Raw genomic sequence first — 26,925 nt, 5'->3', positions numbered from 1 at the left:
CTAAACTAGCCAAGATTATTGCTCTGGTTTATCTTGCAGTGTCACGTCGACCGTCTGCTCTTTACCCTCACGGTAATAGGTCACTTTAATGACATCGCCTACAGCGACTTTATCGTAAAGGAACTTCCGCAGTTCAAGCGTTGTCTTGATCGGTTGATCGTTGAACTTCGTAATCACGTCGTTCAGCTTCAGTCCCGCTTCTTGCCCCGGGCCCACCGCATCTAACACAACGACGCCGTCTTCGACGGTGCTCGGCAGCTTCAATTCCTTCATTTGTTCTTCATCAAGTGGAGCATATTCATTATTCAGGTCAACCGTATAGACGCCAATGTACGGACGTGCTACTTTGCCGTGCAGCATCAGCTCATCAACGGTCTTCATTACTTGCCCCGTAGGGATGGCAAAACCAATGCCTTCAACACCCGTATCTGAAATCTTCATCGTATTGATGCCAATGACTTTACCATCCAAATTGACCAGCGCACCGCCGCTATTTCCCTCGTTAATGGCTGCATCTGTCTGAATGACTTCTTGCTCCCAATCATATACACCGTCCTGATTCAGCGACACCGGTACGATCCGGTTCGTATAACTGATAATACCGGAAGTAAGCGTATCACCCAGACCAAGTGGATTACCGATTGCAATTACGGTTTCGCCAAAGCGTACCTTTGAGGAATCTCCCATTTCTGCAATCGCATTAATATTGGCGTCATCCATCGACAATACGGCAATATCATTCACTTTGTCGGTGCCTACCAGCGTCGCCTTCTTCATTTCACCATTCACCATCATGACTTGCAGTTCCTCTGCACCTTCAATGACGTGATTGTTAGTGATTACAAATGCCTGCCCTCTGGTTTTTTTGAAAATCACACCCGAGCCCAAAGCTGAATCTTCTATATTAGCTTTGTTCTTCTTCTTTTTGACGCCTTCTTTGTAATTTACAATGCTTACAACAGAAGGACGCACTTTAGCCGCAGCCTGAACCAATCGTTCATACGGATCTGAATCCAGTGGTTTAGCACTGAGTGAGCTGACCGCTGCCACTGCTGATGGCTTCGACGATGGAAGTCCTGTGACCGCACTAAACAATACGACAGCCACAAGAGAACTAATAACGGAGCTTATCACAGCAACTTTTATAGTGGATGACCCTTTGGTACGTTGGGCTTTGGGCCATGAACTACGTGTAGACCGAACTTTACGAAATTCGCCCTTTGGTTTGGAAACTTTGGCCGTAAAAAAATCATCATGAAACAGCCCCATTGTGATCCTCTCCCCTTTGTTGAAACACACCTAATTCCTAAACGCTTTAATTATCTCATCATTATATCAATCCTTGATAAAGCGTAATTCCGCCTTCAAGGCACTTCGCGCATGTTATAGGGAAGCCACATTGGCCTTACGTCTATCCTACATCAAGAGTATCTGTTCAGCGCTTCATTTGCTCTAGTTCAATAGTTACATTATTATAACTCCTCAACAGGCATAAAGGTTGCACTTATAGAGCACATCATTTATTACACCATTTGGCGAAATTCCACTCTATTAAATGGCTCTATCTTTATTTTTTCATAGAAATAGGAATGATTTAGTCCCAAAGAGACTAGAATAGTACAAAGGATATTCGGGAACAAGCGGCATTAGAAATATGCTCCAATTCTTATATCCTGTAAAGATTATTGTAACATATGTAGGGCTACGTGACGTAACCTTTTCTCCAGTGAACAATTGGTGTGTTGTGGTAATTTTAATAGTGAATCATACGATTAGGGGGAAGTACAATGGAACGTTTCCCATCTTCGGCGGACTATGTCCACCTGATGGCTACACTCGGAGATTTGAAGGACGAGCATTACCGCAATACCCTTGCCTTAAGCACCATGATTGAATTACTCATAGACAAAGGCATCCTCACCCGCGAAGAGGTCGAGAAGAAAGCAGCAGAGCTAGATCAATTTATGACTCACTCACCTTATCCCACGGTGTAGGACGGTCGTAATACGTATCGCAAAGCTTAAATTCATGATCTTTATAAAAGCATCCTCGATCTTCCATGCCGGCACGCACCGTCATTTTCGCCAAATCCATCATATTATGATCCCGGCTTAAATGAGCTAAGTATGCACGCTTCGTCTTGCCGCTCAGCAGCTCGCTCATAACTTCGCCTGCCGCATCATTCGATAGATGGCCCATATCGCCCAGAATGCGGCGTTTAATATTCCATGGATATCTGCCCATACGCAGCATGCTGATATCATGATTTGCTTCGAGTACCATTACGTCTGAATCACTAATCACTTGTTTTACCTTATCACTCATGTAACCGAGATCCGTCGCTACGCTGAGTTTGTCATTGCCATCGTAGAAACAGTAGCCCACGGGCTCTGCCGCATCATGGGAAATTCCGAAGGATTCAACACGTAAAGAACGAAAATCACGGATTTCGCCGCTGGCCATAATAATCCGATTCTCGGGAGCAATTTTGCCAATAGAGCCGTCTAGCGCTCCCCATGTTTTCTCATTCGCATAAATCGGCAGGTTATATTTACGCGCCATCGCACCTAGCCCTTTAATATGATCGGAGTGTTCATGTGTTACTAAGATGCCATCAATCTCTTCACCACTAACTTCCCGCTCTTTCAATAGTTCGTCGATCCGCTTCGCACTAAGCCCCGCATCTATCATCAATGTCGTATCCTCATTGCGTACTACGGTTACATTCCCCGTTGATCCACTGGATAATACAGTAAAAGATATCCCCATAACCTCTACTCCTTTGCTTTCTCTGTCTTGGGACTCGTTACAGTCACGTCCCCACTGATGCCTTGTTCATAATAAACTTCCCCGCTCTCTAACGTAAAACGCCACGATGGGGCAGCTACCTGCTTCTCTGAATTAAACACTTGTCCATAATAACCGAGCTGAATATCTTTAATCGCAGAGCCCGGCGGAATATACGTCTCTACTAACGTCTTCAGTGCACTCGATGCGGACACAATTTTCTGTGGCTGTTCATCGGAGGATGGGACGATTTCTAGTAGCGACTGTCGATACGATATAATCTTCTGATCATTATAGAACAGCTCTAGCTGATCATTAAAAAGCGGCCATTTGTCATCAATGAGTCGATGTAGCACAAATCTGCCGGCAGCCCCGGCTGCAGCAACGCGCTTCATCTCACTCTCACTAAGTGTTGCTGCACTATCTACCGAGTCATAACGATAGTTTTGAATTTGTGGAATTTGCACGCCAAGTGCAGCTACAATATCCTTATCCGTGAACACCACCTGGCTATCTACCGGCCGAGGTAAAGTCATAGGCTTGCCAATGTTATCTCCACTCACATAGCTGTATGTGATTTTGGGTAGCTGCGGTATACTGTTTGGGATGGAACAGAGTAACTGAATGTTCTTCTGCTCCATTATTTTTTTCGTATGATCTTCAAGGGTCGCAAAGTCTAGATTGGTATCTGCTTGCTCGCGCACGTCAGCCCATAGCTGATAACCGAGCACCAAATTCAGCAGCAAAAAAGCATAGATTAACACATTTTTAGCTCGTCCCCAATCCATCCCTTACCCTCCTTTTAGCTGGAATACTCACTTACCTAACCATACGCCTCATCCAAGATGCGGTCAAACCAATCACTTCGCAAAATCTCTCTATTTCATTGTTACTGCTCTATATTTCCCAGTTCAGATATCGTCTTAATAGCACCATTACTTAGCTTCACTGCCCACACTGGAGATAAATGGAGTCCCTCTTCTGTTAACAAAGGTACATATGCTGGATACAAATCCTCAATTCTCGAGCTTTTTGCAATCTCAGCGAGTTCCGCTTTGAGCACACTACCCCCTGCTAGCTTCTTCATGCGCTTAGTCTGAGCTTCCTGCTTCGTATAGATTAAAGAACGTTCATATGCCGATACATTGCCGCGCTCTAGATCGAGCTTCATCGTACCATAGTGGAAATTTGGTGTATCCAGAATCGGATAAGCACCATAATACTGCTGGAACACCACTTGACTCTTTTGCAGACTCGTTCCGCTAAGACCCAGCCGATAAATGCCATTCCAGCCACCATGTTCATTCACGAAATCGACAGCAGCCAATACATCCTTATCGGTACTACTCTCACCCGCAGGAGGAGCGGAAGGATCAGAGTAACTCATCCAATTCTCCTCTTGCCTTACCTGTAGGCTTCGCTTCGTATCCGTATAGATCTGTGAACCGTCCTTCTCCTGAATATACCGTGTAATGCCCGGATCAAAGAATAGACTGCTACGCATCTGCTCATCGGTGTATACGCTAATGTCCATATCCGCCTCAACCATATCCATATTCTTCTCCGGTATATAGTAATCTCCATTCGCCACTAAAGAGTATGGGGTCCAGTTTTTGCCGAAATCCACATGCTGCTGCACATCCTGTACCGTTAAATCTACTTTCCCTGCCTCATAGACAACATGGCCTTCCGTACTGAAAAATAGCGCATGTGCCTTGGTTTCATTCGGCACCGTATATATCCATATCCGATTAATCTGCTCTGCATCAAACAGCGAATCCGACTGAATTTGCATCACTCGCTGAAGCAGCGAAACGGGAATTCCCTGACTAAAGGTCAATTCAATACCCGGATCTTCGTTACGAATCTTGTTCCAGTCTGTATTCTCTGATGCTATTCGCTGGAAGCTCTCGAAACTGCGTCCTTTCAAACGTGAATATATTAAATTATAGAAGGTCGAATTCGGATAAAACGCCGTATGCTTCCCTTCGCCTAAGTGAATGAGCATTTTATCCGGATAGATGAGGTTCTCCACCTTCTCCTCTGGTCCCATATTATCCGTCTTAATATATTTATTCTCCGTTTTGGTGACCGAATCACCTCCAGGGAGTCGATAAATCAAATAATAGCTCTGCACCAAACTGCCAACTACCAACAGTGTTAGTAATAAAGATTTCATCATCTCTCTCATTTTGCGACCTCCTGAGCTTCAACAGGGGGAAGCGTAAACGTTACGCGTGTACCTTGTCCGAGTTCTGACTGTAGTGAAATAGTTCCGCCATGCGCATAGACAATCTCACGGGCAATGGATAGTCCAAGCCCCGTCCCGCCCATATTACGTGATCTTGCCTTGTCTACACGGTAGAACCGTTCAAAGATACGATCCAGATCTTTCTTAGGAATACCTATACCCGTATCTTGTAATGAAATGGTGAGAACATGATCTTCTGCCATTCTTGCCTCCATCGTCACACTACCGCCTGCTTGGGTATACTTCAGTGCATTGGAGACCAGATTATCCAGCACCTGATCAATCTGATCGCGGTCAAATAGCGCCTTAGGCATTCCTTGCTGAACGAGAATACCGCAGTGAATATCCTTTTGCCGCATTTGAAAAGAAAATCGGTCTGCCACATCCTCCAACATGTCCAGCAGATCGGTAGGTTGCTTACGCAGAAGCGCTTCTTTGTTATCTAATCGCGACAAATGTAGAAGATCCGTTACGAGCCGGATCATGCGCTCCGTCTCATTCTGAATCACGCTCACGAAGCGCGATGCAAGGGGTGGATCTTCAAGCGCTCCGTCGTCGAGTGCCTCTGTATAGCTCTTGATTGTCGTCAGTGGGGTACGCAGCTCGTGAGAAACATTTGCCACGAATTCGCGCCGAGATGCTTCCAACTTCTCCTGCTCAGTGACATCCTGCAGGACGGCAATAGTACCCGTTATACCGAATTCCCGCCGATGAATGGGCGTAAAGGTAACTCGCACCATATAAGAGCGTCCATTCTCTTCCGAATTTATTTCGAGCAACATGGTATGAAAGGTTCCTTCACTAAAGGATTCATGCTGTTCCGAGTTCAGACCCATGAGCGCTGCAATCCCGCTCCCCGTCAACTCTTCCCCATCTACCCCTAGTATTGCGCCTGCACGGCGGTTCATCAGAATAATCCGGCCTGCTTCATCCGTAGCAATGACGCCATCACTCATATTGGTCAGAATGGAGGCTAACTTTTCCTTCTCCTCTTCATTCTGGAGTAGCGCTTCACGTAGCCGCGATGTCATATAGTTAAAGGCCTCGCTTAACTGGCCAATTTCATCATCACCAAAGATGGGCATCTTCTGATCAAAATTCCCTTCGGCCACTGCCGTTGCATGCCGAGTAATCTCCTTAATCGGCTGGGTAATCGTATGTGCCAGAATGACGCCGAGTACCGCTGTCAAACCTAACGCCAGCAATATACCTGATATGAAGATATTATTGACGCCACCCATCGTACTATACAGATCACTCATAGATGCAACAATGTATACGGCCCCAACAATTTTCCCCTTGCTAATGACAGGCTTCGCTACAACCTTTTTCCGAATATTGTCTTCGTCCACTACGTATTCCTCATTGTCCTTACTACCCTGTAGTGCACGACTGACCACGGTCTGTGTATTCCTTCGACCTACATAATCCGCATGAGAAGTAACGGATGTCACCAGCACTTTACCACTGGCATCTAGCACCTGAATCTCTGCATTATTCATATTAAAAAGATTCGTCACGATAATGCCTAAGCTATCCATCGAGCTGTTATCTTTATCTCCGGGTTCAAGGGTGCCTCCCAGCTTCTCGGCAGCAAGAATCGATAGCAAATCTGCCCGTTCCTGCAAGTCCTTCGAGAAATTGCTAGTCAGTGAATTCTTCATCGCGCTCACGAAATAAACCCCAATAAGCTGCATCGCAATCAGAATTAGCAGTACATATATGATGATTAACTTCGCTTGAATCGTGCGAAAAAAAGAGTACCACTTCATTCTAGAATCCCCCGTTTTTAGGACTGCGCATGACATAGCCGAGCCCGCGGCGGGTCAGAATATATTCCGGCTTGCTCGGATTCTCCTCAATCTTCTCCCGCAACCTCCGAATCGTTACATCCACTGTTCGCACGTCACCGAAATACTCAAAACCCCATACGGCTTGCAGGAGATGTTCACGTGTCATCACTCTACCCGCATTCTTTACCAGATAATAGACCAATTCATACTCTCGGTGGGTCAAATCGAGTGCCTCTTCGTCTTTATATACTAAATACATATCCGTATCTATGAACAAACTAAAGAAATGAATGCCCTGCTTACTTGTCTGCACTTCAGGGGCTGCCTCTGCAGGGGACGGCTTGGTCTGGCGACGCATCTGCGCCTTGACCCGGGCCAGTAACTCACGAGTACTGAATGGCTTAGTGACATAATCATCTGCACCCATCTCAAGACCTAGCACCTTGTCAATTTCCTCATCTTTAGCCGTCAGCATAATAATCGGAAGATGCAAACCCGCAGCCCGAAGCTCACGGCAGACGTCCATGCCGTCTTTGCCTGGTAACATTAAATCAAGCAGCATGAGATCAGGCTGGATAGACATCGCCAGTTCCACTGCACTCACACCATCGAAGGCACATACCACCTCATAGCCCTCTTTTTCCAAATTAAATTTAAGAATATCCGCAATGGGATGCTCATCATCGACAACCAGAATGGTTCCCTGCATTGGTTTCTCACCTCATCATTTCAGAACTTGTCCAGATCTTCTATTATTTTACCATATTGGAGCCGGAAGTTGATGCACCTAAAAAAGCACAGCCTCAATCGGCTATGCTCTTTCATATTTACAAGTTCCTCGCGCGATCAGATCACATGCTTCGCCGCGATTAATGTAAGTATTTTATCGGATTCTCATTCGTGCTGCTCTTATGGATCTCAAAATGTAAATGTGTTCCGGTTGATCTACCTGTGCTTCCCATGACTCCAATCGCGTCGCCTTTATCTACGCGCTGACCCGAGTGAGTCGATATGCTCTTTAAATGACCGTACAATGTTTCGTAACCATTGCTGTGATTAATAATAATCACATTTCCGTAGCCATTAATTTGTCCGGTAAAGCTCACTACACCATCATCCGCCGCCATAATCGTACGGTTACCAGAGACAATATCGATGCCCTTATGCATCTTGCCCCAACGTGAGCCGAATGAGCTTGAGATTGTGGCTCCGCTAACAGGCCATGAGAACTGACCTGAACCTTTACCCGGAACCTTAGTGCCACGTAGTACGACTTCCTTCAACGATTGTTTGATTACTTGTTGACTAAGCCATTGTTCCTGAACAACCTTACCATTCTGCTTCGTCACCAAATAATTCACTAGCTTCTCGCCATCCTGCCCTGGGCGAACAACTTTACTTTTACCTGCCGGTAGATCTTTACTTAAACGAATTTCGACTTCTGGAGCCGTAGGCACCTTCTCTGCAACCTGCACTAACGTTGTTACGGTCAGCGGCGGCTTGGGAACGATCAACTTCAGCTCATCCCCAATTTGCAGTGATTTCTCTTTCACCTGCGGGTTATTGCCGAATATCTCCTTCTGAGTTACTTTAAACTGCTGCGAAATGGAGCTTATCGTATCTCCCTCGGTTACTTCGTACATAAGAGGTGCGTCTTTCCCTGTGATCAGCACTTTGGCCGCTTCATCCACTGTCAGCACCTTATTGGGATCTGTCTGGACAGAGGCGAGTGAGACAGGCTCCTCAATGCGTACCGATTTCACAGCGTTACCTCCTGTAGAAGTGCTCTTGAATGCAGCTACCGAACCTGAAGCTGAAATCGTTACAGGTTTCACACCTTGATTGCTCTTCGCTTTCACCTGCTCCTCAAGCTGTGGTGCATATTTCTGCTTCACACGCTCAAGTACCGCTTTTGCCGTCGCTTGATCTTTAACAACCGCTACGGCTTTACCTTCTACCTTGAGTTCCACACCTTCAGCGTATGCTTTAAGCATGCCATCAAGCTTCTGCAACGTTTCATCCGTGTTCGGCTCTGCTTTGTAAGCTCGCTCTACCTTCGTTGTAATACCCTCTGTCTGTAATACCATTTCTACGTCTGGATACTTATGTTGATATTCCTGCCGTTTCTGGCCGAATAATTGTTCGAGCTGTGATGGATCTTGAATGGTACCCATATCTTTTCCTTGTACAAGCACATGATAGATCGGAACGGTCTTGGCCTCAACGTATTGATTCCCCGCAAAAATAAGACCAGCAACGATAACGACGGTACCCGCCGCACCTGCTAGCCATGTCCGAGTGGATACTCGTTTGCGGCCTGTTGGTTGTTCCAAATCTGGAGAAGAAGTGCTCATGCTGCTCGATTGCTTGCGTTGAATGAAACCCTTCATATCTACTCTCCCTTAAACGTTCCTTTTCGCTGAAAAGGTTAAAATTTTGATACCTTTTTACACTCTTATTTACTTTAACATAAGCTTTACAAACAATTCAACCTATCTAAAAAGCCAAAAAATCCACGTTTGACGCGGGTTTGTAGCATTTACCTGTATTTGGTGCAGAACTTTTTAGAGGCCAAAAGATGACACTTTACTACATTCTCCCATGTTTACATCGGATCGGTCATCCATGAGATTTGGCTGGCGAGTGGACGGCATAACCCTTAACTTCTCCCTAATATAGGAAAATTATACAACTCTCTTCAAAAGTTAAATGGCACAAAAAAAGAAGGAGGTTCCCCCCTTCTCTCGCCAAAATTACTTATGAAAAGCCTATTTCTCAAGTAGCTTCTTCAATGATTCATATTCCTCGGCATTTAAATATTGCGCAATGGTAGATTCGATATTCTTCAACTCTTCTTCCGTAAGTCCACCTTCCATTTCACTTGAAATGGCCTGAATTTCCTGCTGCGGTAGTTTCGTTATAAGCATTGTAAAAATAGTTTTCTTCTCCTGCGCCGTCAATTCTTGTTTCTTCTTCGACATATCCTCTGGACTGATCAGCACCTGCTCATCTTGCGCTGTGCCTGTGCCTTGACTATCTACGCTCTCTGACTCGCTTACGCCTTGGCCCATCACGGGTACAGCGTTCTCAGGAACCTTCTCCTTCTCTACCTTTTCGCCACTAGTATCTGACTTCCCCTGATCTGTGGTGGATGAGCTCCCTGTACCACTTGAACGATCTGATGATGAGCTCCCTTGCACCGTTCCGGTAGATTTCTCATTACTAGCCGTATCTTTCGGATCTGTTGTCATATCTTTGTCCTTCTGCTTTCCAAATCCAAACATCCCTTGCATGATACTACCCAATCCCGGCGTTTGCCCCTCGAGCTTAATATTAAAGGTGGTTAATATCGACTGAACGTAAGCATTGACGACAAGACCTGTCGTCAATAAGGTCATCCCACTGATCAGTACGACAACCAGGACTGTTTTGAGCAGCCACTGCATAATAATTTTCATGCCTTCCTCCCTCTACCGCTAACTGTTCACGTTTGCTGTTATTAGCAGTATTGACGGGAAGGACCGGCTTCAATCCCCGAAATGCAAAAAAGCCCTGCTCCAAGAGCAGGGCTTCAATTTGTAATTCAACGTGCAAAGATTAGTAGATTGGCAAAATCTGATTCGTTTGACTGCGATTGCGGCCAACGGAGAAAATTGCGATTGGAATACCTGTAAGCTCCGAAACACGTTTCACGTAGTTTTGAGTAGACTCTGGCAGATCAGCCAGCGTCTTAGCGCCTGTAATGTCTTCATGCCAACCTGGCATTTCCTCATATACAGCTTCGCACTCACCAAGCATTTTCAAGCTTGCAGGATAATGTGTAATCACTTCGCCGCGGAACTTGTAGCCAGTACAAATTTTAACGGTATCTAGACCGGTAAGCACGTCAAGCGAGTTGAGTGATAGTCCCGTAATCCCACTGACACGACGAGCATGGCGAATCACGACGCTATCGAACCAACCTACACGGCGAGCGCGTCCTGTTACTGTACCGTATTCATGACCTTTTTCACGAATATATTCACCAATTTCATTGTTCAGCTCCGTTGGGAACGGTCCATCTCCTACACGAGTTGTGTAGGATTTAGCTACACCAATAACCTGTTGAATCTTAGATGGTCCTACACCCGAACCGATACATACGCCACCAGCTGATGGATTAGAAGAAGTTACGTACGGGTACGTTCCTTGGTCAATGTCCAACATTACACCTTGTGCGCCTTCAAATAGTACCTTCTCATCCGCATCAATAGCATCGTTAAGCACAACCGATGTGTCAGTCACATATGGACGAACGATCTCAGCATACTCCAGGTACTGCTTCAGAATTTCTTCAACGTCTAGTGGCTCTGCGCCATAGACTTGTTCGATCACTTGGTTCTTCTCTTTCGTCATATGACGAAGTCTAAGCTCAAACTCTTCTGCATCCATCAAATCTGCAATACGGATACCGTTACGAGCTGCTTTGTCCATATAGCAAGGGCCAATACCCTTACGAGTGGTACCGATTTTGTTCGGTCCTTTACGGTCTTCTTCCAAACCATCGAGCACCATATGATAAGGCATAATGACATGGGCACGATCGCTAATAACGAGATTTTTCGTTGTAAAACCGTTATCTTGAATGTAATTGATTTCTTCAATTAACGCAGCCGGATTGATGACCATACCGTTACCGATGACACATTTCTTATCGGCATAAAACACTCCGGATGGGATCAGACTAAGTTTGTATTTATGACCGTCAATCAGAATGGTATGGCCAGCGTTGTTGCCGCCTTGGTACCGAGCCACCACATCGGCGCTTTCCGCGAGAAAATCCGTGATTTTGCCTTTGCCTTCGTCTCCCCATTGTGTTCCCACAACGACTACTGTTGACATGTTCATTCCCCCGTTGGTGCTAACACACCTTAATTATAAGTATCTGTTTCGTAGACGACTATACTGACGTCCACAGATCAAGTTTCACTGCATTAAAGCAGCATTATAAGTGTACCAGCACCAAAATCCAAAGTCAAATCAAAAACGAACAATCACACATTCACATGTGCGATTGTTCGGAATTTGCTGTTTCTTGCTACTTGCACATTCCTTAAGCAGCCGTATATATAATAGAATGTCCATTTACATTGCAAAAGAATCTGAATGTGCTCGTTCATAATTCACAAATTTATTGAAATTCTTCATAAATACCAATTCAACCGTTCCTACGGGACCATTACGCTGCTTGGCAATAATAATTTCAATGATGTTCTTCTTCTCTGTATCCTGGTTGTAATAATCATCCCGGTACAGGAAAGAAACAATATCCGCATCTTGCTCAATTGATCCTGATTCACGGAGGTCACTCATCATCGGCCGTTTATCTTGACGCTGCTCTACACCCCGGCTGAGCTGAGAAAGTGCGATAACTGGAATTTCGAGTTCGCGTGCGATCTGCTTCAAAGTACGAGAGATTTCGGATACTTCCTGTTGCCGGTTCTCGCCGGCTTTACCACGGCCATGAATAAGTTGAAGGTAGTCGATGACAATCATTCCGAGTCCCTTCTCTTTCTTCAGACGCCGACATTTGGAACGAATATCAGCCACCGTAATACCCGGTGTATCATCAATATAAATTTCAGCTTCTGACAATGCAGCAATGCCCATCGTTAGTTTGGCCCAATCATCATCACCTTTGAAGTCACCTGTCCGCATGGTATTCGCGTCTAGGTTGGCCTCAGCACAGATCATACGCTGTACGAGCTGAGGCGCTGACATCTCAAGGCTGAATATCGCTACGGTTTCCTTCGCGCGTACGGCTACGTTCTGCGCAATATTAAGCGCAAATGCCGTCTTACCTACAGATGGACGCGCAGCGACAATGATGAGATCCGAACGCTGAAATCCGTTGGTCATCTTGTCCAGATCAACAAATCCGGAAGGAATACCTGTCGTACCGCCCTTATTCTGGTGTAGAATCTCAACCCGTTCAAATACTTCCATAAGTACATCACGGATTGCGATAAACCCACTACCGCTACGGCGATTAGAGATTTCTAGAATGTTCCGCTCAGCATCACTAAGCATACCAGCGACATCTTCGCCGCCCGTGTAACCTTCACTCACAATCTGCGAAGCGGTACGAATTAAGCGGCGTAGCATCGATTTCTCTTCAATAATCTGAGCGTAATACTCCACGTTAGCTGCCGTCGGAACGGCATGAGCTAGCTTGGCCAAGTAGCTGACGCCACCAATATCCTCAAGCTGGCTCCGGTCCTGCAAACGAGAAGTCAGCGTAATCAGATCGACTGGCTGGTTCTCTTCTCCGAGCTGGATCATCGCCTCGTATATCATCTGATGCGGTGGATCATAGAAATCTTCAGGCTTCACTCGCTCCATCGCGGTGATCATTGCTTCACTTTGCAGCAGAATTGCACCTAAGACTGCCTGCTCCGCCTCCAGATTTTGCGGGGGAATCCGATCGAAAAAGAGCTCTCCGCCCACCCTTATTCCTCCGTAACCTGGATCTTCAGCGTAGCTTTAACATCTGGGTGCAACTTCAGAGGCACCTGTGTCACACCTAAGTGACGAATAGGCTCGCTCAGCTCCAGCTTGCGCTTATCAATTTTAATATTTTGAGCAGACATTGCTTCTGCAATCTGTTTGCTCGTAATGGCGCCGAACAAACGTCCACCTTCACCAGCTTTCGCTTTCAACTGAATCGTCATTTCCTCAAGTTTCTTCGCAAGGTTCTGAGCGTCTTCCTTCTCTTGATCCTTACGTTTTTGCTCGGATGCTGCTTGATTTTCAAGCGTCTTCATATTTCCATCCGTAGCAGGGCGTGCAAGTCCACGTGGAAGTAGAAAATTCGTTGCGTATCCCTCTGAAATGTCTTTAACGTCCCCTTTTTTACCTTGACCCTTAACATCTTTTATAAATATAACTTTCATTCAAACAACCCCTCTTTCTCCTCAATCTGTGCGAGCACATCCAGCAGCATGGCCTGTGCTTCTTCTACGGTTCCTTTCAGCTGCACCGCTGCATTCGTTAAATGCCCTCCGCCGCCAAGCCGCTCCATCACGACTTGAACATTCATCTTACCCAGCGACCTGGCACTAATTCCTATTAATCCATCCGGCCGCTCACTGATTACGAATGAGGCAACTACGTCGGTCATGTTCAAGAGTGTATCTGCCACTTGGGCAATCAACAGTTGCGGGATAACCATATCTTTCTCGGTTACTGCCAAAGCAACATGGTCATATATCATTTTAGCATGTTTGATGATATCTGACTTTGCCAGATATTCCTGCAAGTCTTCTTTTAACATTCGCTGAATCTGTACGGTGTCTGCTCCACTGCGGCGCAGGAAGCCTGCCGCTTCAAATGTACGTGACCCTGTATGCAGTGCAAAATGCTTCGTATCTACCGTTATTCCAGCAAGCAGCATCGTCGCTTCAAGCGGACTAAGCTGAATTTTCTCATGAATATATTGCAGGAGTTCGGTTACCAATTCGCAGGCTGATGAAGCGTACGGCTCCATATAGACCAGAACCGCATCATTAATGAATTCCTCACCCCGTCTGTGGTGATCGACCACTACAATTCGGCGGGCATTCTGTACAAGTCTCGGCTCCATTGTCATTGACGCTTTATGTGTATCTACAACCACCAGCAAACTATGCGGATTCATCATCAGCAAGGCTTGTTCTGGCGGGATGAACCGCTCCATCAGCTTCTCATCCTTCTGAACTTGAGACATCATCCGTTCAATAGATGGATTCAAACCTGGAAGCACGATATAGGCTTCCACATTGTACATCTGCGCTGCCTTAAGCACACCAATGGAAGCGCCAATGACATCCATATCTGGCATACGGTGACCCATAATGAACACCTTGTCACTCTCTTGCATTAGATCGCGAAGCGCATGAGCAATGACTCTGGCTCGTACCCTTGTGCGCTTCTCTACAGCATTGGATTTCCCGCCGTAGAACGATAGCCGCTGGCCAGCCTTAACCGCTGTCTGGTCTCCACCACGGCCTAGTGCCATGTCGAGCGACGACTGAGCTAGCTCGCCAAGCTCACTGATACTTTGCGGACCAAAGGCGAGGCCAATACTTAATGTCATGGGTACTTTCAGCTCGGCCGTCATTTCTCTTACTTCATCTAGAATGACGAAACGGCTCTTTTCCAGCTCCTGAAGAGACTTATAGTTCAGCATCATTAAGTAACGATCTGACGATAACCGACGTAGATAGACTTCGTAATGCTTCGCCCAGTCTGTAATTTCGCTCGTCACGCGAGCTATGAGTGACGTGCGCTGCTGATCGTCCATACCCTGAGCAGCCTCATCCAGATTATCCATCATGATGATGCCTAGCGCCATTTTCTCATCTTCATACCGCTCCCGAAGTACAACAAGCTCCGTCACGTCATATAAATAAATAAGCCGTTCGTCGAGAATAAGTATTAACTGGTAATAATGATCCTCAATCTTCAGCTCAGTTTGTAATTCTTTGCGAAGGTCTTTATGACCATCTTTTCGTTCACCCATCAACGCAGGCAACGCAGGAAACAAATCCTGAAGAGCAGAGCCCACTAATGACTTTTGTCCGAACATCGTGCTGGTAAAGCGGTTATGCCATTCTACCGTCCGATCCTCACTATAGAGAATAATGCCGAATGGAAGGACATTAATGGCTTCACCCTCTACTCGTTTAATTCGAAAAGAAAGACCGTTGATATACTCAAGCAAGTTTGTACGGAACTTCATTTCCGTCTTAAGCATGAAATAGCTGAGGGCTACCACCAGACACAGACATATAATGCCAAGCGCCCAGTTATACTTGGTCACAATAATGACCAACAAGAGCAGTAGCATAAACGCCCATACGGTATAGTAGCCGTGCCAGCGTTTCTGTAGAAATTTAGGCATGACTCCCACCCTATCGTTTGGATTTTGTCATCATCTGACGCAGCGGAAATGCTAAATCAAGAATACCGACAATACGCATTGGCGGAATCAATAGAATCACAACAACCATAAGAATCGGTAAGATCGGATGCCATTTACGTGTGTGAGCTAGGTAGAAAAAGAAGCCGATGGCTTGCACCATGAAGAAAATATGCAGCAGCGGTACCAAATTCGATGCTATAAGGATGAGGAAATAATTATGCGATCCTCTGGCAAAGAACTCAATAATTACACCGATAAAGTAATACCAAATCAGTGACCGCGGAAGCATCCATTCACGTGCTGGTTTTAGTTTAGGCACCGAAAAACCTAGTGTGTTCAAAATAGGTCTAGCAAGAGAATGAGTAACAACCGCCATCATGAATGCACATATAATCATCGCAAACGGAATCATTCTCATCGTCATGTTACTCAGATTTATCATGTCATCATTGGTCCATACCATCACCATATCCGACATGAGCCTATTATTTGTGCCTGCATCCTGAAGTGGGGCGAGCGTCATTCTAATGATTTCTTCCACATAGAACGACAGATCAAACTGGAAGAAAATTGTGCCTATAAGCAAGATTAACAACATCTCGGCAAGTATGGCTAAGGTACCTGTAACTAATGTTCTTAGGGCAGATGCTTTTCGTTTATAGCAGTGACCCATTACCAGTGACGGAATTATAAAATAGACTGCAAGCAATATACTTGCCCGATCATTCATAAAGGCTAGGAGCCAGATCGGAATGATGTGAAGCAAGAACATTTTAAGATTCAGCGTACTGTAAAGTAATGTAGCTGGGAGAACAAGAAATAATACGGTTACAATTCCCAGTGACATATCTTTTAAAGAAAGAAGCAGGAGCAAATACATAATACTCCATGCAATAGACGTCCAGCGCAATTTCATGTGTTCACCTCTTACGCATATGTTCTTCTAGCGCGGATATATCTTGATACCAATCTTCTAGCTGATGGCCCTCTTGCTTGTGTTTCTTCAATTTCTCCAACAATTGATCATCTAAATCCCGGTAGGACAAACCCAGCCTACGTCCCAATATGTAACAACTCATGATTAAACTGGCGAGGCTATCACCTACCCGGGTTGTGCTGCCTTCCCATAATGCCTTGAACAATCGGGATACGTGGTCCACCACTTCCGTTTTCAGCCATTCTATCACCTTAGCGCGTTTAGCTACATCCAGATCTTTTGGCATATTGAACAGATCACATCCCCCGAAAAAGCTTTATTCTCCATTATAGCATAAAAATTGGTTACTCACGAAAAGGCCATACCGCAAATTAGCAACTCTAATTTATTGTATATTTACCGATTCTTTAGATACAAATTTCTCACAGTATTCAATGATTTGACTTCTACGTACGATTCCAATGAAACGATTCATATCGTCCACGACCGGCACAAAGTTTTGTACCTTCGCTAAATTAATCAAATCCTCCATATTAGCATCAATCGACACTGGCTTATTGTTTACTTTCAAGGGTACGTCCTTTAATAAACATTTAGAAGCGTTCTCAAAAGTAACTTTTCCATTTGAATTCTTCATATACCAGAGCAAATCACCTTCTGTGACCGTTCCAGTGTATACTCCATCTTTTCCCAATATAGGCACTGCAGTGTATCTGTGGTATTCCATACGCTCCAGCGTCTGCCTCAATGTAGAGTCCAAAGTGACACTGACTACTTCCTGTTTAGGCAACAGAAAAAACGCAATATTCATCTAGAATTAATCCTCCTCTTACCCTTTTTCAAGGTTCCCTATCTAAATACGTTTCAAACGCTCATTTGTTCCAGACGAACACAAAATCAGCAGCCGGCTCTTTTGTGGCTGCTGATTACATTATACTAGTTTACGTTCTTTTTTTCAGGTGGAGTCATCAATTGTGCCTCTAAAGTATCGGGGTTCTCCCAATTGCTGATGAGCGCTTTTGCCGTTTTCACATATTCTGGGTCTGCCTCATCATAATAAACACCCTTTATTTTCATACCTTCACCCATAATGGTGTAGCTTGTAATCTGCGCTTCGTCGCCAGTTAGCACCTGTTTAGCTAAATCAATAATAAATTTAGGCTGCATATCTGTTTGAAAGTTTTCACCCATGATATCCAGTAAGTTTGAAATTTTAGAGATTGAATTGAAATTCAACATCTTTTTGGCTACGGCATCAAGAAATACCTGTTGACGTTTCGTACGCTCAAAATCACTATCTTCTCGGTAGCGGACATAGTTCAGTGCTTCCTGACCTGTATAAATAGGCTGATTCGCTTTGACCGTGAACTTCTCATGGTCAGCCCCTTTATTAACGATATCCTTACCGATAGGTAGCTCAATGCCGCCTAATGCATCAACAGCATCCTTGAGACCTTGGAAATTAATAGTGGCATAGTAATCTACTTTGTGATCTAGGAATGCTTCCATTGTATCCTTGGACATTTGTTGTCCGCCAAAAGCATAAGCATGTGTAATTTTATCTTTCTTATCTTTACCTATAATTTCAGTATACGTGTCACGTGGTATTGAGATTAGAAGTACTCTAGATTCTTTCGGACGTACCACTGCATAAATCAACGTATCGGAACGAGCCGTTTCTTTCTTCCGCTGATCTGTTCCCAGTAGCATGATCGAAAAAGGTTTACTTTGAAAAGCGATCTTCTCCGCTTGCTTACTCAGCGTATTATCCTTCGAATCTAGCGGCTGGTATGATTTCTTCAATGAGTCTTCTACACGATCAGATAAAAATAGATCGAAAGCCATAACGGCAATTTGCTTACGGAATAGAAAGGATCCGCCGGCGATGAGTAGTAAGACTACTGCAAGTGTTATATATATTTTTGTTCTCTTTTTCATTCGTTAGATTCCTTCTTTATACATAGAATAAAGACATGAGGTGAAAACCTAAAATTTACCACTCGCCTCCTTTGATTATATAAACGAAACATTGCTTGTCTGACGCAGACATATGTTGTCATTCGTTTAGGTATAAAGACGTATAGTCAAAAACAATATTTATATTGTAATCGCAAAGTTTATAAAAAGAAACATGAAAAAGGTAACAACCTTGTTCACATGTCCAGTATTTACAAACAAAAGGACTCTGCCAAATGGCGGAGTCCTTCGACAATAAGAGGCAAGAGATTCTATCTGTGCTATGCCACTATTTAAACCCTATTTCCTATTTTATTAAGTCGTACCTTGTTCTACAGGCTCTGCATGCTGCTTGGCAGCTCTCTTCCTACGGATTCCTCCGAGCACAACTGCTGAGATCAACGACAAGATACTAAACACAAGTGCAGACCAGAATAAACCATTATATCCTTGACCTACAGTCTTATGAAGTGCGTCTAACAACACCTGACGAATACCAGTATCCGGTATATGATTAAAACCTTCCACCATACTCTGATAATCCATTTGGCCAGATGAGGCACCGGCAGCCGCATATTTATCCATAGCGCCTTCAGGCACAGTCATACCGCTCGCAGCAAACCCCTCACTAATGTTCTGACCAATGTTCATATACGAACGAGCTAGAAAGCCAGCAAAAATAGTTGGTGCAATGGCCATCGCCATCTGGCGGAATAGAGAACTGGTCGCAACTGCAATTCCTTTGTTCTTACCAGCCTGCTCTGTAATAAGTACATTAACAGGTGCGCCCAGCATGGAGCCGAAACCAGCACCTACCAGAATACCCGCTATTACCATTTGCCAGAGCGATTCCACCCATAGGGCAAATAGAAGAAAGCCGACGATACTAAGCGTACTAGCGAGGGTGATCGTCCAAGTAGGACCTTTCTTATCTACAAGCATACCGCCACCTGCTGCACCAACTCCAGCCGCTATGGCAAGTGGGGTGAACCAGTAACCAGCTACCGTACTGGAAACGTTCAGGTATTGCTCTACGAATCCCGGTATAAATATGACAGATGCCAATATGGCACCGGAGAAGAAAGCGATGAGTAGCGTCCAGCGGAACGAAGATTGATGTAGAAGTTCAACAGGAACAACGGGTTCCATATCGGTACTCTGTAATCTTTTTTCCATAAAGTAAAACAGTACCAATAGCGCCAACGCTGCGATAAAGAAACCATAAAATTTAGGTGAAAGTAAGCTGTCGAGTAGATTTACTCCGTTCAGGTTGGTGAAACTATACATCAAACTTAGCACACCAAGCACCAGTACGGTAATCCCGCTCCAGTCCATTTTGGACTTCGTATGCTCCTGTTCCTCATGAATGAATCTCACACCAAATATCAGGAGCAAGATTGCAATGGGGACGTTAATTAGAAAGAGCCAATGCCAATTCCCAGTCACTCCTAGAATGAACGATCCGATATTCGGTCCGAGTACGGACGCGATTCCATTCATCCCTCCGAGCATACCCAATGCTCTCCCGTGTCTTTCTCTTGGAAAGGTTGAGAGAACATAGGAGCTAGCAATAATGAATATACCCCCGCCTCCGAGTGCCTGCACTAACCTTGCAATAAGAAAGAACGTGAAATTCGGACTTAAAGCCACTAACAACGAACCTGTGCCGAATAAAATAACCTCTATGATGAATAAAAGCTTACGCCCATATCGATCAGACATCTTACCCACAATAGGAACGCTGATAGCTAGCCCCAACGTGTACAGTGTTATTGTCCATGCACCCCATGTTGCGATACGCCAAATGAATAAATTAACGTCGTCAGTGAAGAAGTAATAATACCATTATCTAGTGCGGCCATAAAAACACCGATAGCAAAAATAAGAAGTGATAGCTTTAAATTTTTAGCCAAGAATAGTCCTCCCTTCAAGGGTCAATCTTCGAATGATATGTAAAAGATTATATTGGGAGGATACCAGCTTAAAAAATGACCGTCAAGTTAGCACTCCTACCCTAAAACCTTATACCATCCGTTATCTATTATAGAATACCCTATTCCGGTTTAACCCTATCCTAGCAAATATAATTATGTCATAACAAAACAGCCCTATCCTCGATGGATAAGGCTGTTGTTTCCTTATGACTTCTCACTCAGGCGGACCCCAATCCAGCTCGAGCTTATGGATTACCTGATCTTTAAAAATCATGCATTAAGATTAATTATCTGCCAATGCTGGCAAGATCTGAACCGCCTTCCACTCCTAGAGGGAAGTGGCAAGCAACTTGACGTCCTGGAAGAATTTCTTCCAGCAACGGTTCAACCTGACTGCATTTCGCCTGAGCAAAAGGACAGCGCGGATGAAAACGACAGCCAGAAGGAGGATTAGCCGGTGAAGGCACGTCACCTTGAAGTACAATACGTTTCTTCTTACGATTTGGAGTTGGTTCTGGAATAGCGGACAATAATGCCGCTGTGTAAGGGTGTAGCGGACTTGCATACAATGCTTCAGTCTCACCTACCTCAGCCATTTTGCCTAAGTACATAACCCCTACACGATCAGAAATATGACGCACTACATTAAGTCCGTGGGCGATAAACAGGAACGTCAGACCCATTTCCTTCTGTAGCTTCATCAGCAAGTTAATAACCTGGGATTGTACAGATACGTCTAGTGCTGATACCGCTTCATCGGCTACAATAAATTTTGGATTCAGTGCAATCGCACGAGCAATACCGATACGCTGGCGTTGTCCACCTGAGAACTCATGTGGATAACGATTGCGACGTGTGGCATCCAAACCTACAAGCTCCATTAGTTCAACTACACGTTTATCAATTTCTTGAGCAGACTGTTTAGTATGAACTTTTAAAGGTTCACCAATAATATCTTTAACAAGAAAACGTGGATTCAGCGAGCCAAATGGATCTTGGAAGATAATTTGCATTTCTTCCCGGATCTTATTAAGCTCTCTGGAATTCATAGAATGAATATCTCGACCATTAAACTTAACCGCGCCTCCAGTGGCACTTTGCAGTCTTAGAATAACTCGGCCTAGTGTAGATTTACCACAGCCAGACTCACCTACTAGACCAAACGTTTCACCCTCACGGATGGAAATAGATACATCATCAACAGCTTTTACGTTGCCGACAACTCGATTAAGCAAGCCTTTATGAATTGGGAAATACTTTTTAATATGTTCAACTTCAATTAAGTTTTTAGACATTTGTATTTCCCCCTGTTCCTCCGCTTACTGTAACCTCCGGCTTATCTTCAAACAACCAGCATTTTGTAGTATGTTCATTCCCAATCTTGAAATCGCCTGGTTCCACCTGACGGCATTTATCCATAACATGTGGACAGCGCGGGTTAAATCGACATCCTTGAGGTAGGTTACCAAGACCAGGAATTGTACCTTTAATGGTATACAATTCTTTTTCGCTTGATCCTCCTTCAAACCCTGGAATGGATTTGAGTAGCCCTATGGTATATGGATGAGATGGATTTGTAAAAATTTCTTCTACTGTGCCTTGCTCCACGATCGCACCCGCATACATAACGGCAATATGATCAGCTACTTCTGCAGCAACACCCATGTCATGCGTAATTAGGAGGATAGCCATGCCTAGTTCTTCCTTCAAACGCATCAATAGCTCTAGAATTTGAGCCTGAATTGTTACGTCCAGCGCCGTAGTTGGTTCGTCTGCGATGAGCAGCTCTGGTTTACATGCCAAGGCAATTGCAATAACGACGCGTTGACACATACCACCCGACATTTCATGTGGGTACTGTTTCGCTCTCATCTCTGCTGCCGGAATACCTACGAGCTTCAGTAGATCGATCGCTTCTTTCCATGCCTCATCACCACTTTTATTCTGGTGAAGACGTAGGCTTTCTGCAATCTGCTCCCCTACAGTAAATACCGGATTCAGCGCAGACATCGGATCCTGGAAGATCATCGCAATTTTGTTACCGCGAATATTCTTCATTTGATCTTGTTTTTTTGCAGCTAGATCGTCACCCTTGAACTCAATCTTTCCGTCCAGTATGGTGCCTCCTGCATAATCAATCAAACGCATAATGGATAATGAGGTAACACTCTTACCACTTCCTGATTCACCAACCAGACAAAGCGTTTGCCCTTTTTCAATATTTATAGAGATCCGGTCCGTCGCTTTGACGAAACCCTTCTCTGTCATAAATCCCGTCGTTAGATTTCGGACTTCGAGTAGTTTTTGCGCCATTTGTCGAGCCTCCTACGGGACTTCATCTGTTTTTGTCTTGGATCCATTGCGTCACGGATACCATCGCCAATAAAGTTAACTGCAAGCACCACTATAAAAATACATAAGCCTGGGTACACAGCTTGCATAGGATCAATTAGCATAAATTCTTGAGAGTTACTTAACATGAGCCCCCAGCTTGTAGCTGGTGCCTGAATACCGAGTCCCAGATATGATAGACCTGATTCAGCCAATATTGCTCCACCCACCATTAGTGTGGCATTTACTATAATGGGGAAGGTCGCGTTACGAAGTAAATGTCTGAAAATTATACCTGTTTTTGAAACCCCAATTGCTTTTGCAGCTTCTACATACTGCATCTCTCGAAGCTGCAGGTAGGTACCTCGAACAAGTCTTGCAACACTCATCCAACTTGTAAAGGCCAGCATTAAAATCATATAACTAATTTTGGTTCCAAAAATAGCCATAACCAAAATGTTTAAAAACAGAGTTGGAATAGAAGACATTACGTCTACAAAACGCATAAAGATGGTATCTATCCATCCACCGAAGAAGCCAGAAATAGCTCCAACCAAGGATCCAATGATAACGGATATCGCAGCTACGGAGAAACCAATGAGTAGTGAGACCTGGCCGCTATAAAGCAATCTTGCAAAAATATCCCGACCAACCTCATCTGTACCCAAAACGTGACCATCTGTACCGGGCTTGAGGTTCGTGATCATGAGATCTACATGAGCTGGGTCAAATGGTGTGATTAATTTAGCCGATAAGGATCCGATTATAAAAATAAGCAATACTACAAGCCCGGTCATTGCATATGGATTGCGAGAAAATTTACTCCATAGAACCATCCACGGACCTTTTGTTTTCGTAGCTGGAGGAAGCGATGTATTTTCTGAATTTGGATACTTGGCCGGCTCAGCATTAGGAGCCGTTGGCATATTTGTATTACTCATGCTGATCTCCCTCCCTTACCACCAAGTTTTACACGTGGGTCAACAATTTTGTATAAAATATCCGCAATCAGGTTGCCTGCAACAACTACAACTGCAGTTATGAGTGTAATTGCCATCAGTACGGAGTATTCACGTTGACGAGCCATATCTACGAACAACCGCCCCATTCCAGGCCAGTTGAATACGCTCTCAGTAAGAGTGGCACCTCCAACAAGAATAGGCAAGTCCATACCAATAATTGTAATTACCGGAATAAGAGCATTACGAAGGGCATGACGGAAAATAACCTTGCGTTCCGGTACGCCTTTAGCACGGGCAGTACGAATATAATCTTGTTCTAGCACTTCAAGCATACTTGAACGTGCATATTTAGTATAAGCAGCCAGCATTCCCAAAACTAATACCGAACAAGGTAAAATTAAGTGAAACAACAGGTTCAGAAAGTTACCTTGTTTATCCATGTCATACATGTCAGATAAGGGTAACCAGTCCAATTTCAAAGAGAAAAATACCTGTAATATAATACCGAACCAGAAGGCTGGCATGGCAAAACCAACATACGATACGAATGATGCGGTCTGATCTGATAGTCCATATTCGCGAGTACTGTTATAAATTCCCCACGGGATTGCAATCAACAATGAGATAACCCATGCAAAAGACATCAATTTAATGGTGTTACCAACTGTTGGCCAAAGAACATCACCAACAGGCTTATTGTTCTTAAATGTATGACCTAGATCACCCTTAAGCATATTCGTAAGCCATATTCCATATTGGGCTGGGAGCGGCTTATCTAGCCCCATATTATGAGCCTGTATTTTTGCTGTTTCTGGCGAAATACCAGGGGCCATCATCATCTGAGTAGGACCGCCAGGAGCCGCATGAATAAGGCCAAACGCAACCAGTGAAATCAAAAAAAGCACCAGCACGGATTGCAAAAAGCGGCGGATGAGATATTCTGTCATTTTAGATCCTCCTAGAGATTTTCGGGCTGGATGCCGTGTTACATAACATCCTATAAAAGCAAAAAAGGGAGAGGGGAAAGATACATCCCCTCAGCACCGTTATATGCTGCCTTTTTTGTCTATTATTTTTCGTCTATTGACCAGTTAATAACATGGAATAAATATCCGTAAGCCAACGAAGATTCAGGAGCATCTGCTTCAGCAAATTTCAGCTTATTGCTCATTGCAATAGGTGTACCGTATTGATACATAAATACGTATGGAAGATCAGTCGAGATTTCTTTACCGATTTCTTTGTATACTTCAGCACGTTTCGTTTGATCTACGACAGAAGTACCTTTTTGCCACAATGCATCCAATTTTTCATTCTTATAGAAACCTTGGTTTTGACCATTTGGTGGGAAGAATTTAGAACCAAATGTAGATTCTCCGTCCGGATCCGGATTATTTAGAGACCAACCCATTAAGATTGATTCATATTTACCAGGCGTCAGGTTTTGATCAACCCAAGCAGCAAAGTCGATTGCTTTTGGTGTTACTTCGATACCTACATCTTTAAGGTTCTGTTGAATAACTACTGCTACTTGCTCACGACGGCTGTTACCAGCGTTGTATTGAAGTTCGAAGCTGAAACGATGTCCATCTTTAGTCAAGATACCATCTTTACCAGCTTTCCATCCATCTTCAGCGAGTAGAGCTTTTGCTTTCTCAGGATCAAAACTATAGTTGACAGCAGCGTCACCTGGATCAGCCCATGAACCTGGTAAGAATGGAGCATTCATCAACGTACCAACACCTTTAAGCACGTTATCAACCATGCCTTGACGGTTAAGTGCGTATGCAACCGCTTGTCTTGTCTTTTGACCTGTCCAAGGAACAAATTTATCTTTAAAATTCTCAGGTTTAAAGTTAAAACCAACGTATTCATATTGTGGACCTGGCTTCGAGATAACCGTAAGATCCTTCTTACCTTTAACAGCATCTACTTGAGTTACTGGAATACCACCTAATAGATCCACGTCACCCTTAATTAGAGCTTGAACTTCTGTATTTTGATCAGCATAAATTTTATAGACAATTTTTTGGATATGAGGTTTTTGTCCCCAATAGTTAGGGTCTGCTTCAAATGTTAAGTACTGATTTTGTTTCCATTCTGTCCATTTCCAAGGACCACTAGTAACGGTCTTGGCAGGATCAGTACCGTATACGTTCTTTTGAAGCTCTTCAAGTTTTACATCTTTCAATATGTGTTGTGGAACAATTTCAGAAGCAATGATGTATTGGAAAGGAGCATAGATTTCTTTCAACGTAATTTTAACCGTTTTATCGTCTACCTTTTCAATCTTCGTTACTTTATCAAAGCCAGTGATACCAGGTGAAGCGGCTTTAGGATTACGGATCGTATCAAACGTAAATACGACGTCATCTGCAGTAATCGGCTGTCCGTCACTCCACTTAATACCGTCTTTCAATTTAACTGTATACTCAAGACCATTCTCAGAAATCGTCATTGGCTCTGCTGCTAGAGACCAAGGTTCAACTGCAACTTTTCCTGTACGATCGATGTCAAACAATTTAGCATAAATGAACTGCTCAGCATCACCAGATCCAGTATCTTGCACGAACAACGGGTTAACGCTTACGATATCAGTGAAAGAACCGTAAGTTAGTGTACCTCCGTCTTTAGGAGCATCTGTATTTTTGTCTCCTTCAGCAGGAGTTGTTACCTCTGTTTTACCTTCATCATTAGGTGTAGCTGTTTTTTCATCTGTACCACAACCTGCGAATAATGCACTGACAACGGATAATGAGACTAGTAATGAGAACCACTTTTTCTTATTTGCCATTTACCATATTCCTCCTTTTTATTATCCATGCTTATCTGGACAAGCAATGTGATTTGCGTAGCTTCCTAGCACTCTGTATGCTTATAACCCCCGCCTTACGTTGTGTTGAAGCTCCCCCTCTTGGTATCTACCTTTCATATCCAAAAACAAACGGCAGTAGCAAGGTACAACAATATATTAATTAAATAATATATCCAGTAGTTAAGTGAAGCCATTAGCACATGCTTGTAATACCGCAA

Annotated in this window: 22 protein-coding genes and 1 pseudogene; 1 reads left to right on the top strand and 22 read right to left on the bottom strand. The window is 44.1% G+C overall.

Annotation, left to right across the window (positions count from 1 at the left end; all coding sequences use genetic code 11):
- Nucleotides 1-15 precede the first annotated feature (15 nt).
- Nucleotides 16-1,269, bottom strand: coding sequence for a S1C family serine protease (locus JCM16418_RS10610; RefSeq protein ID WP_036648565.1), 1,254 nt, complete (start codon nt 1,267-1,269; stop codon nt 16-18).
- A 518-nt stretch (nt 1,270-1,787) separates the two neighbouring features.
- On the opposite strand from JCM16418_RS10610, the gene JCM16418_RS10605 reads away from it, so the two are divergent.
- Nucleotides 1,788-1,994: a hypothetical protein gene (locus JCM16418_RS10605; RefSeq protein WP_036648560.1), complete on the top strand. Its 207-nt coding sequence runs from the start codon at nt 1,788-1,790 to the stop codon at nt 1,992-1,994.
- On the opposite strand, the gene JCM16418_RS10600 is transcribed toward JCM16418_RS10605, so the two are convergent.
- From JCM16418_RS10600 to JCM16418_RS10500, 21 genes and pseudogenes are all read right to left on the bottom strand, one after another.
- Nucleotides 1,963-2,769, bottom strand: a complete 807-nt coding sequence (locus JCM16418_RS10600) for an MBL fold metallo-hydrolase (protein ID WP_036648556.1) — start codon at nt 2,767-2,769, stop codon at nt 1,963-1,965. The genes JCM16418_RS10605 and JCM16418_RS10600 overlap by 32 nt on opposite strands.
- A 5-nt stretch (nt 2,770-2,774) precedes the next feature.
- On the bottom strand, nt 2,775-3,575 hold the full coding sequence (yycI, locus tag JCM16418_RS10595) for a two-component system regulatory protein YycI (protein WP_036648554.1): 801 nt from the start codon (nt 3,573-3,575) through the stop codon (nt 2,775-2,777).
- Between the two features lie 101 nt (nt 3,576-3,676).
- Nucleotides 3,677-4,978 (bottom strand): YycH family regulatory protein, encoded by a 1,302-nt coding sequence (locus JCM16418_RS10590; protein ID WP_036648552.1) that lies wholly within the window; start codon nt 4,976-4,978, stop codon nt 3,677-3,679.
- On the bottom strand, nt 4,975-6,810 hold the full coding sequence (walK, locus tag JCM16418_RS10585) for a cell wall metabolism sensor histidine kinase WalK (RefSeq protein ID WP_036648549.1): 1,836 nt from the start codon (nt 6,808-6,810) through the stop codon (nt 4,975-4,977). Before walK ends, JCM16418_RS10590 begins: the two co-directional genes overlap by 4 nt.
- 1 nt (nt 6,811) lies before the next feature.
- On the bottom strand, nt 6,812-7,540 hold the full coding sequence (yycF, locus tag JCM16418_RS10580; RefSeq protein ID WP_036648547.1) for a response regulator YycF: 729 nt from the start codon (nt 7,538-7,540) through the stop codon (nt 6,812-6,814).
- Nucleotides 7,541-7,700: 160 nt separating this feature from the next.
- Nucleotides 7,701-9,221 (bottom strand): M23 family metallopeptidase, encoded by a 1,521-nt coding sequence (locus tag JCM16418_RS10575; RefSeq protein WP_036648545.1) that lies wholly within the window; start codon nt 9,219-9,221, stop codon nt 7,701-7,703.
- Nucleotides 9,222-9,599: 378 nt separating this feature from the next.
- Entirely contained in the window at nt 9,600-10,289 is a 690-nt protein-coding gene (locus tag JCM16418_RS10570; protein WP_036648542.1) for a hypothetical protein, read from the bottom strand.
- 139 nt (nt 10,290-10,428) lie between these two features.
- Nucleotides 10,429-11,712 carry an adenylosuccinate synthase gene (locus tag JCM16418_RS10565; protein WP_036648541.1) on the bottom strand — a complete coding sequence of 428 codons (1,284 nt, stop codon included), beginning with the start codon at nt 11,710-11,712 and terminating at the stop codon, nt 10,429-10,431.
- A gap of 243 nt (nt 11,713-11,955) precedes the next feature.
- Nucleotides 11,956-13,317 carry a replicative DNA helicase gene (gene dnaB / locus JCM16418_RS10560; RefSeq protein ID WP_036648540.1) on the bottom strand — a complete coding sequence of 454 codons (1,362 nt, stop codon included), beginning with the start codon at nt 13,315-13,317 and terminating at the stop codon, nt 11,956-11,958.
- Between the two features lie 2 nt (nt 13,318-13,319).
- The gene (rplI, locus tag JCM16418_RS10555; protein WP_036648533.1) at nt 13,320-13,763 is read right to left on the bottom strand and encodes a 50S ribosomal protein L9; all 444 of its coding nucleotides are present in this window, start codon (nt 13,761-13,763) and stop codon (nt 13,320-13,322) included.
- Nucleotides 13,760-15,751: a DHH family phosphoesterase gene (locus tag JCM16418_RS10550; protein WP_036648531.1), complete on the bottom strand. Its 1,992-nt coding sequence runs from the start codon at nt 15,749-15,751 to the stop codon at nt 13,760-13,762. Before JCM16418_RS10550 ends, rplI begins: the two co-directional genes overlap by 4 nt.
- Nucleotides 15,752-15,761: 10 nt before the next feature.
- The gene (locus JCM16418_RS10545) at nt 15,762-16,688 is read right to left on the bottom strand and encodes a DUF2232 domain-containing protein (RefSeq protein WP_036648529.1); all 927 of its coding nucleotides are present in this window, start codon (nt 16,686-16,688) and stop codon (nt 15,762-15,764) included.
- 4 nt (nt 16,689-16,692) lie between these two features.
- Nucleotides 16,693-16,995, bottom strand: a complete 303-nt coding sequence (locus tag JCM16418_RS10540; RefSeq protein ID WP_172679228.1) for a MazG-like family protein — start codon at nt 16,993-16,995, stop codon at nt 16,693-16,695.
- A 99-nt stretch (nt 16,996-17,094) separates the two neighbouring features.
- Nucleotides 17,095-17,520, bottom strand: a complete 426-nt coding sequence (locus JCM16418_RS10535) for a CBS domain-containing protein (protein ID WP_036648522.1) — start codon at nt 17,518-17,520, stop codon at nt 17,095-17,097.
- Between the two features lie 125 nt (nt 17,521-17,645).
- Complete coding sequence (locus JCM16418_RS10530) at nt 17,646-18,647, bottom strand: LCP family protein (protein ID WP_036648520.1); 1,002 nt, start codon at nt 18,645-18,647, stop codon at nt 17,646-17,648.
- A 333-nt stretch (nt 18,648-18,980) separates the two neighbouring features.
- Nucleotides 18,981-20,596: pseudogene (locus JCM16418_RS10525) on the bottom strand (MFS transporter).
- A 290-nt stretch (nt 20,597-20,886) separates the two neighbouring features.
- Nucleotides 20,887-21,894, bottom strand: a complete 1,008-nt coding sequence (locus JCM16418_RS10520) for an ABC transporter ATP-binding protein (RefSeq protein WP_052020198.1) — start codon at nt 21,892-21,894, stop codon at nt 20,887-20,889.
- A complete protein-coding gene (locus JCM16418_RS10515) occupies nt 21,887-22,912 on the bottom strand; it encodes an ABC transporter ATP-binding protein (RefSeq protein ID WP_036648517.1) in 1,026 nt (341 codons plus the stop codon). The genes JCM16418_RS10520 and JCM16418_RS10515 overlap by 8 nt, the downstream gene beginning before the upstream one ends.
- The gene (locus JCM16418_RS10510) at nt 22,879-23,871 is read right to left on the bottom strand and encodes an ABC transporter permease (RefSeq protein ID WP_036648513.1); all 993 of its coding nucleotides are present in this window, start codon (nt 23,869-23,871) and stop codon (nt 22,879-22,881) included. The genes JCM16418_RS10515 and JCM16418_RS10510 overlap by 34 nt, the downstream gene beginning before the upstream one ends.
- A complete protein-coding gene (locus JCM16418_RS10505) occupies nt 23,868-24,839 on the bottom strand; it encodes an ABC transporter permease (RefSeq protein ID WP_036648510.1) in 972 nt (323 codons plus the stop codon). Before JCM16418_RS10505 ends, JCM16418_RS10510 begins: the two co-directional genes overlap by 4 nt.
- Before the next feature lie 122 nt (nt 24,840-24,961).
- A complete protein-coding gene (locus JCM16418_RS10500; protein ID WP_036648508.1) occupies nt 24,962-26,686 on the bottom strand; it encodes a peptide-binding protein in 1,725 nt (574 codons plus the stop codon).
- Nucleotides 26,687-26,925: the final 239 nt, after the last annotated feature.

Source organism: Paenibacillus pini JCM 16418 (assembly GCF_000576305.1).
GTDB lineage: Bacteria > Bacillota > Bacilli > Paenibacillales > Paenibacillaceae > Paenibacillus_AQ > Paenibacillus_AQ pini.
Note: the sequence above shows the minus strand (reverse complement) of the source record. Positions and strands in the feature narration are given on the sequence as shown.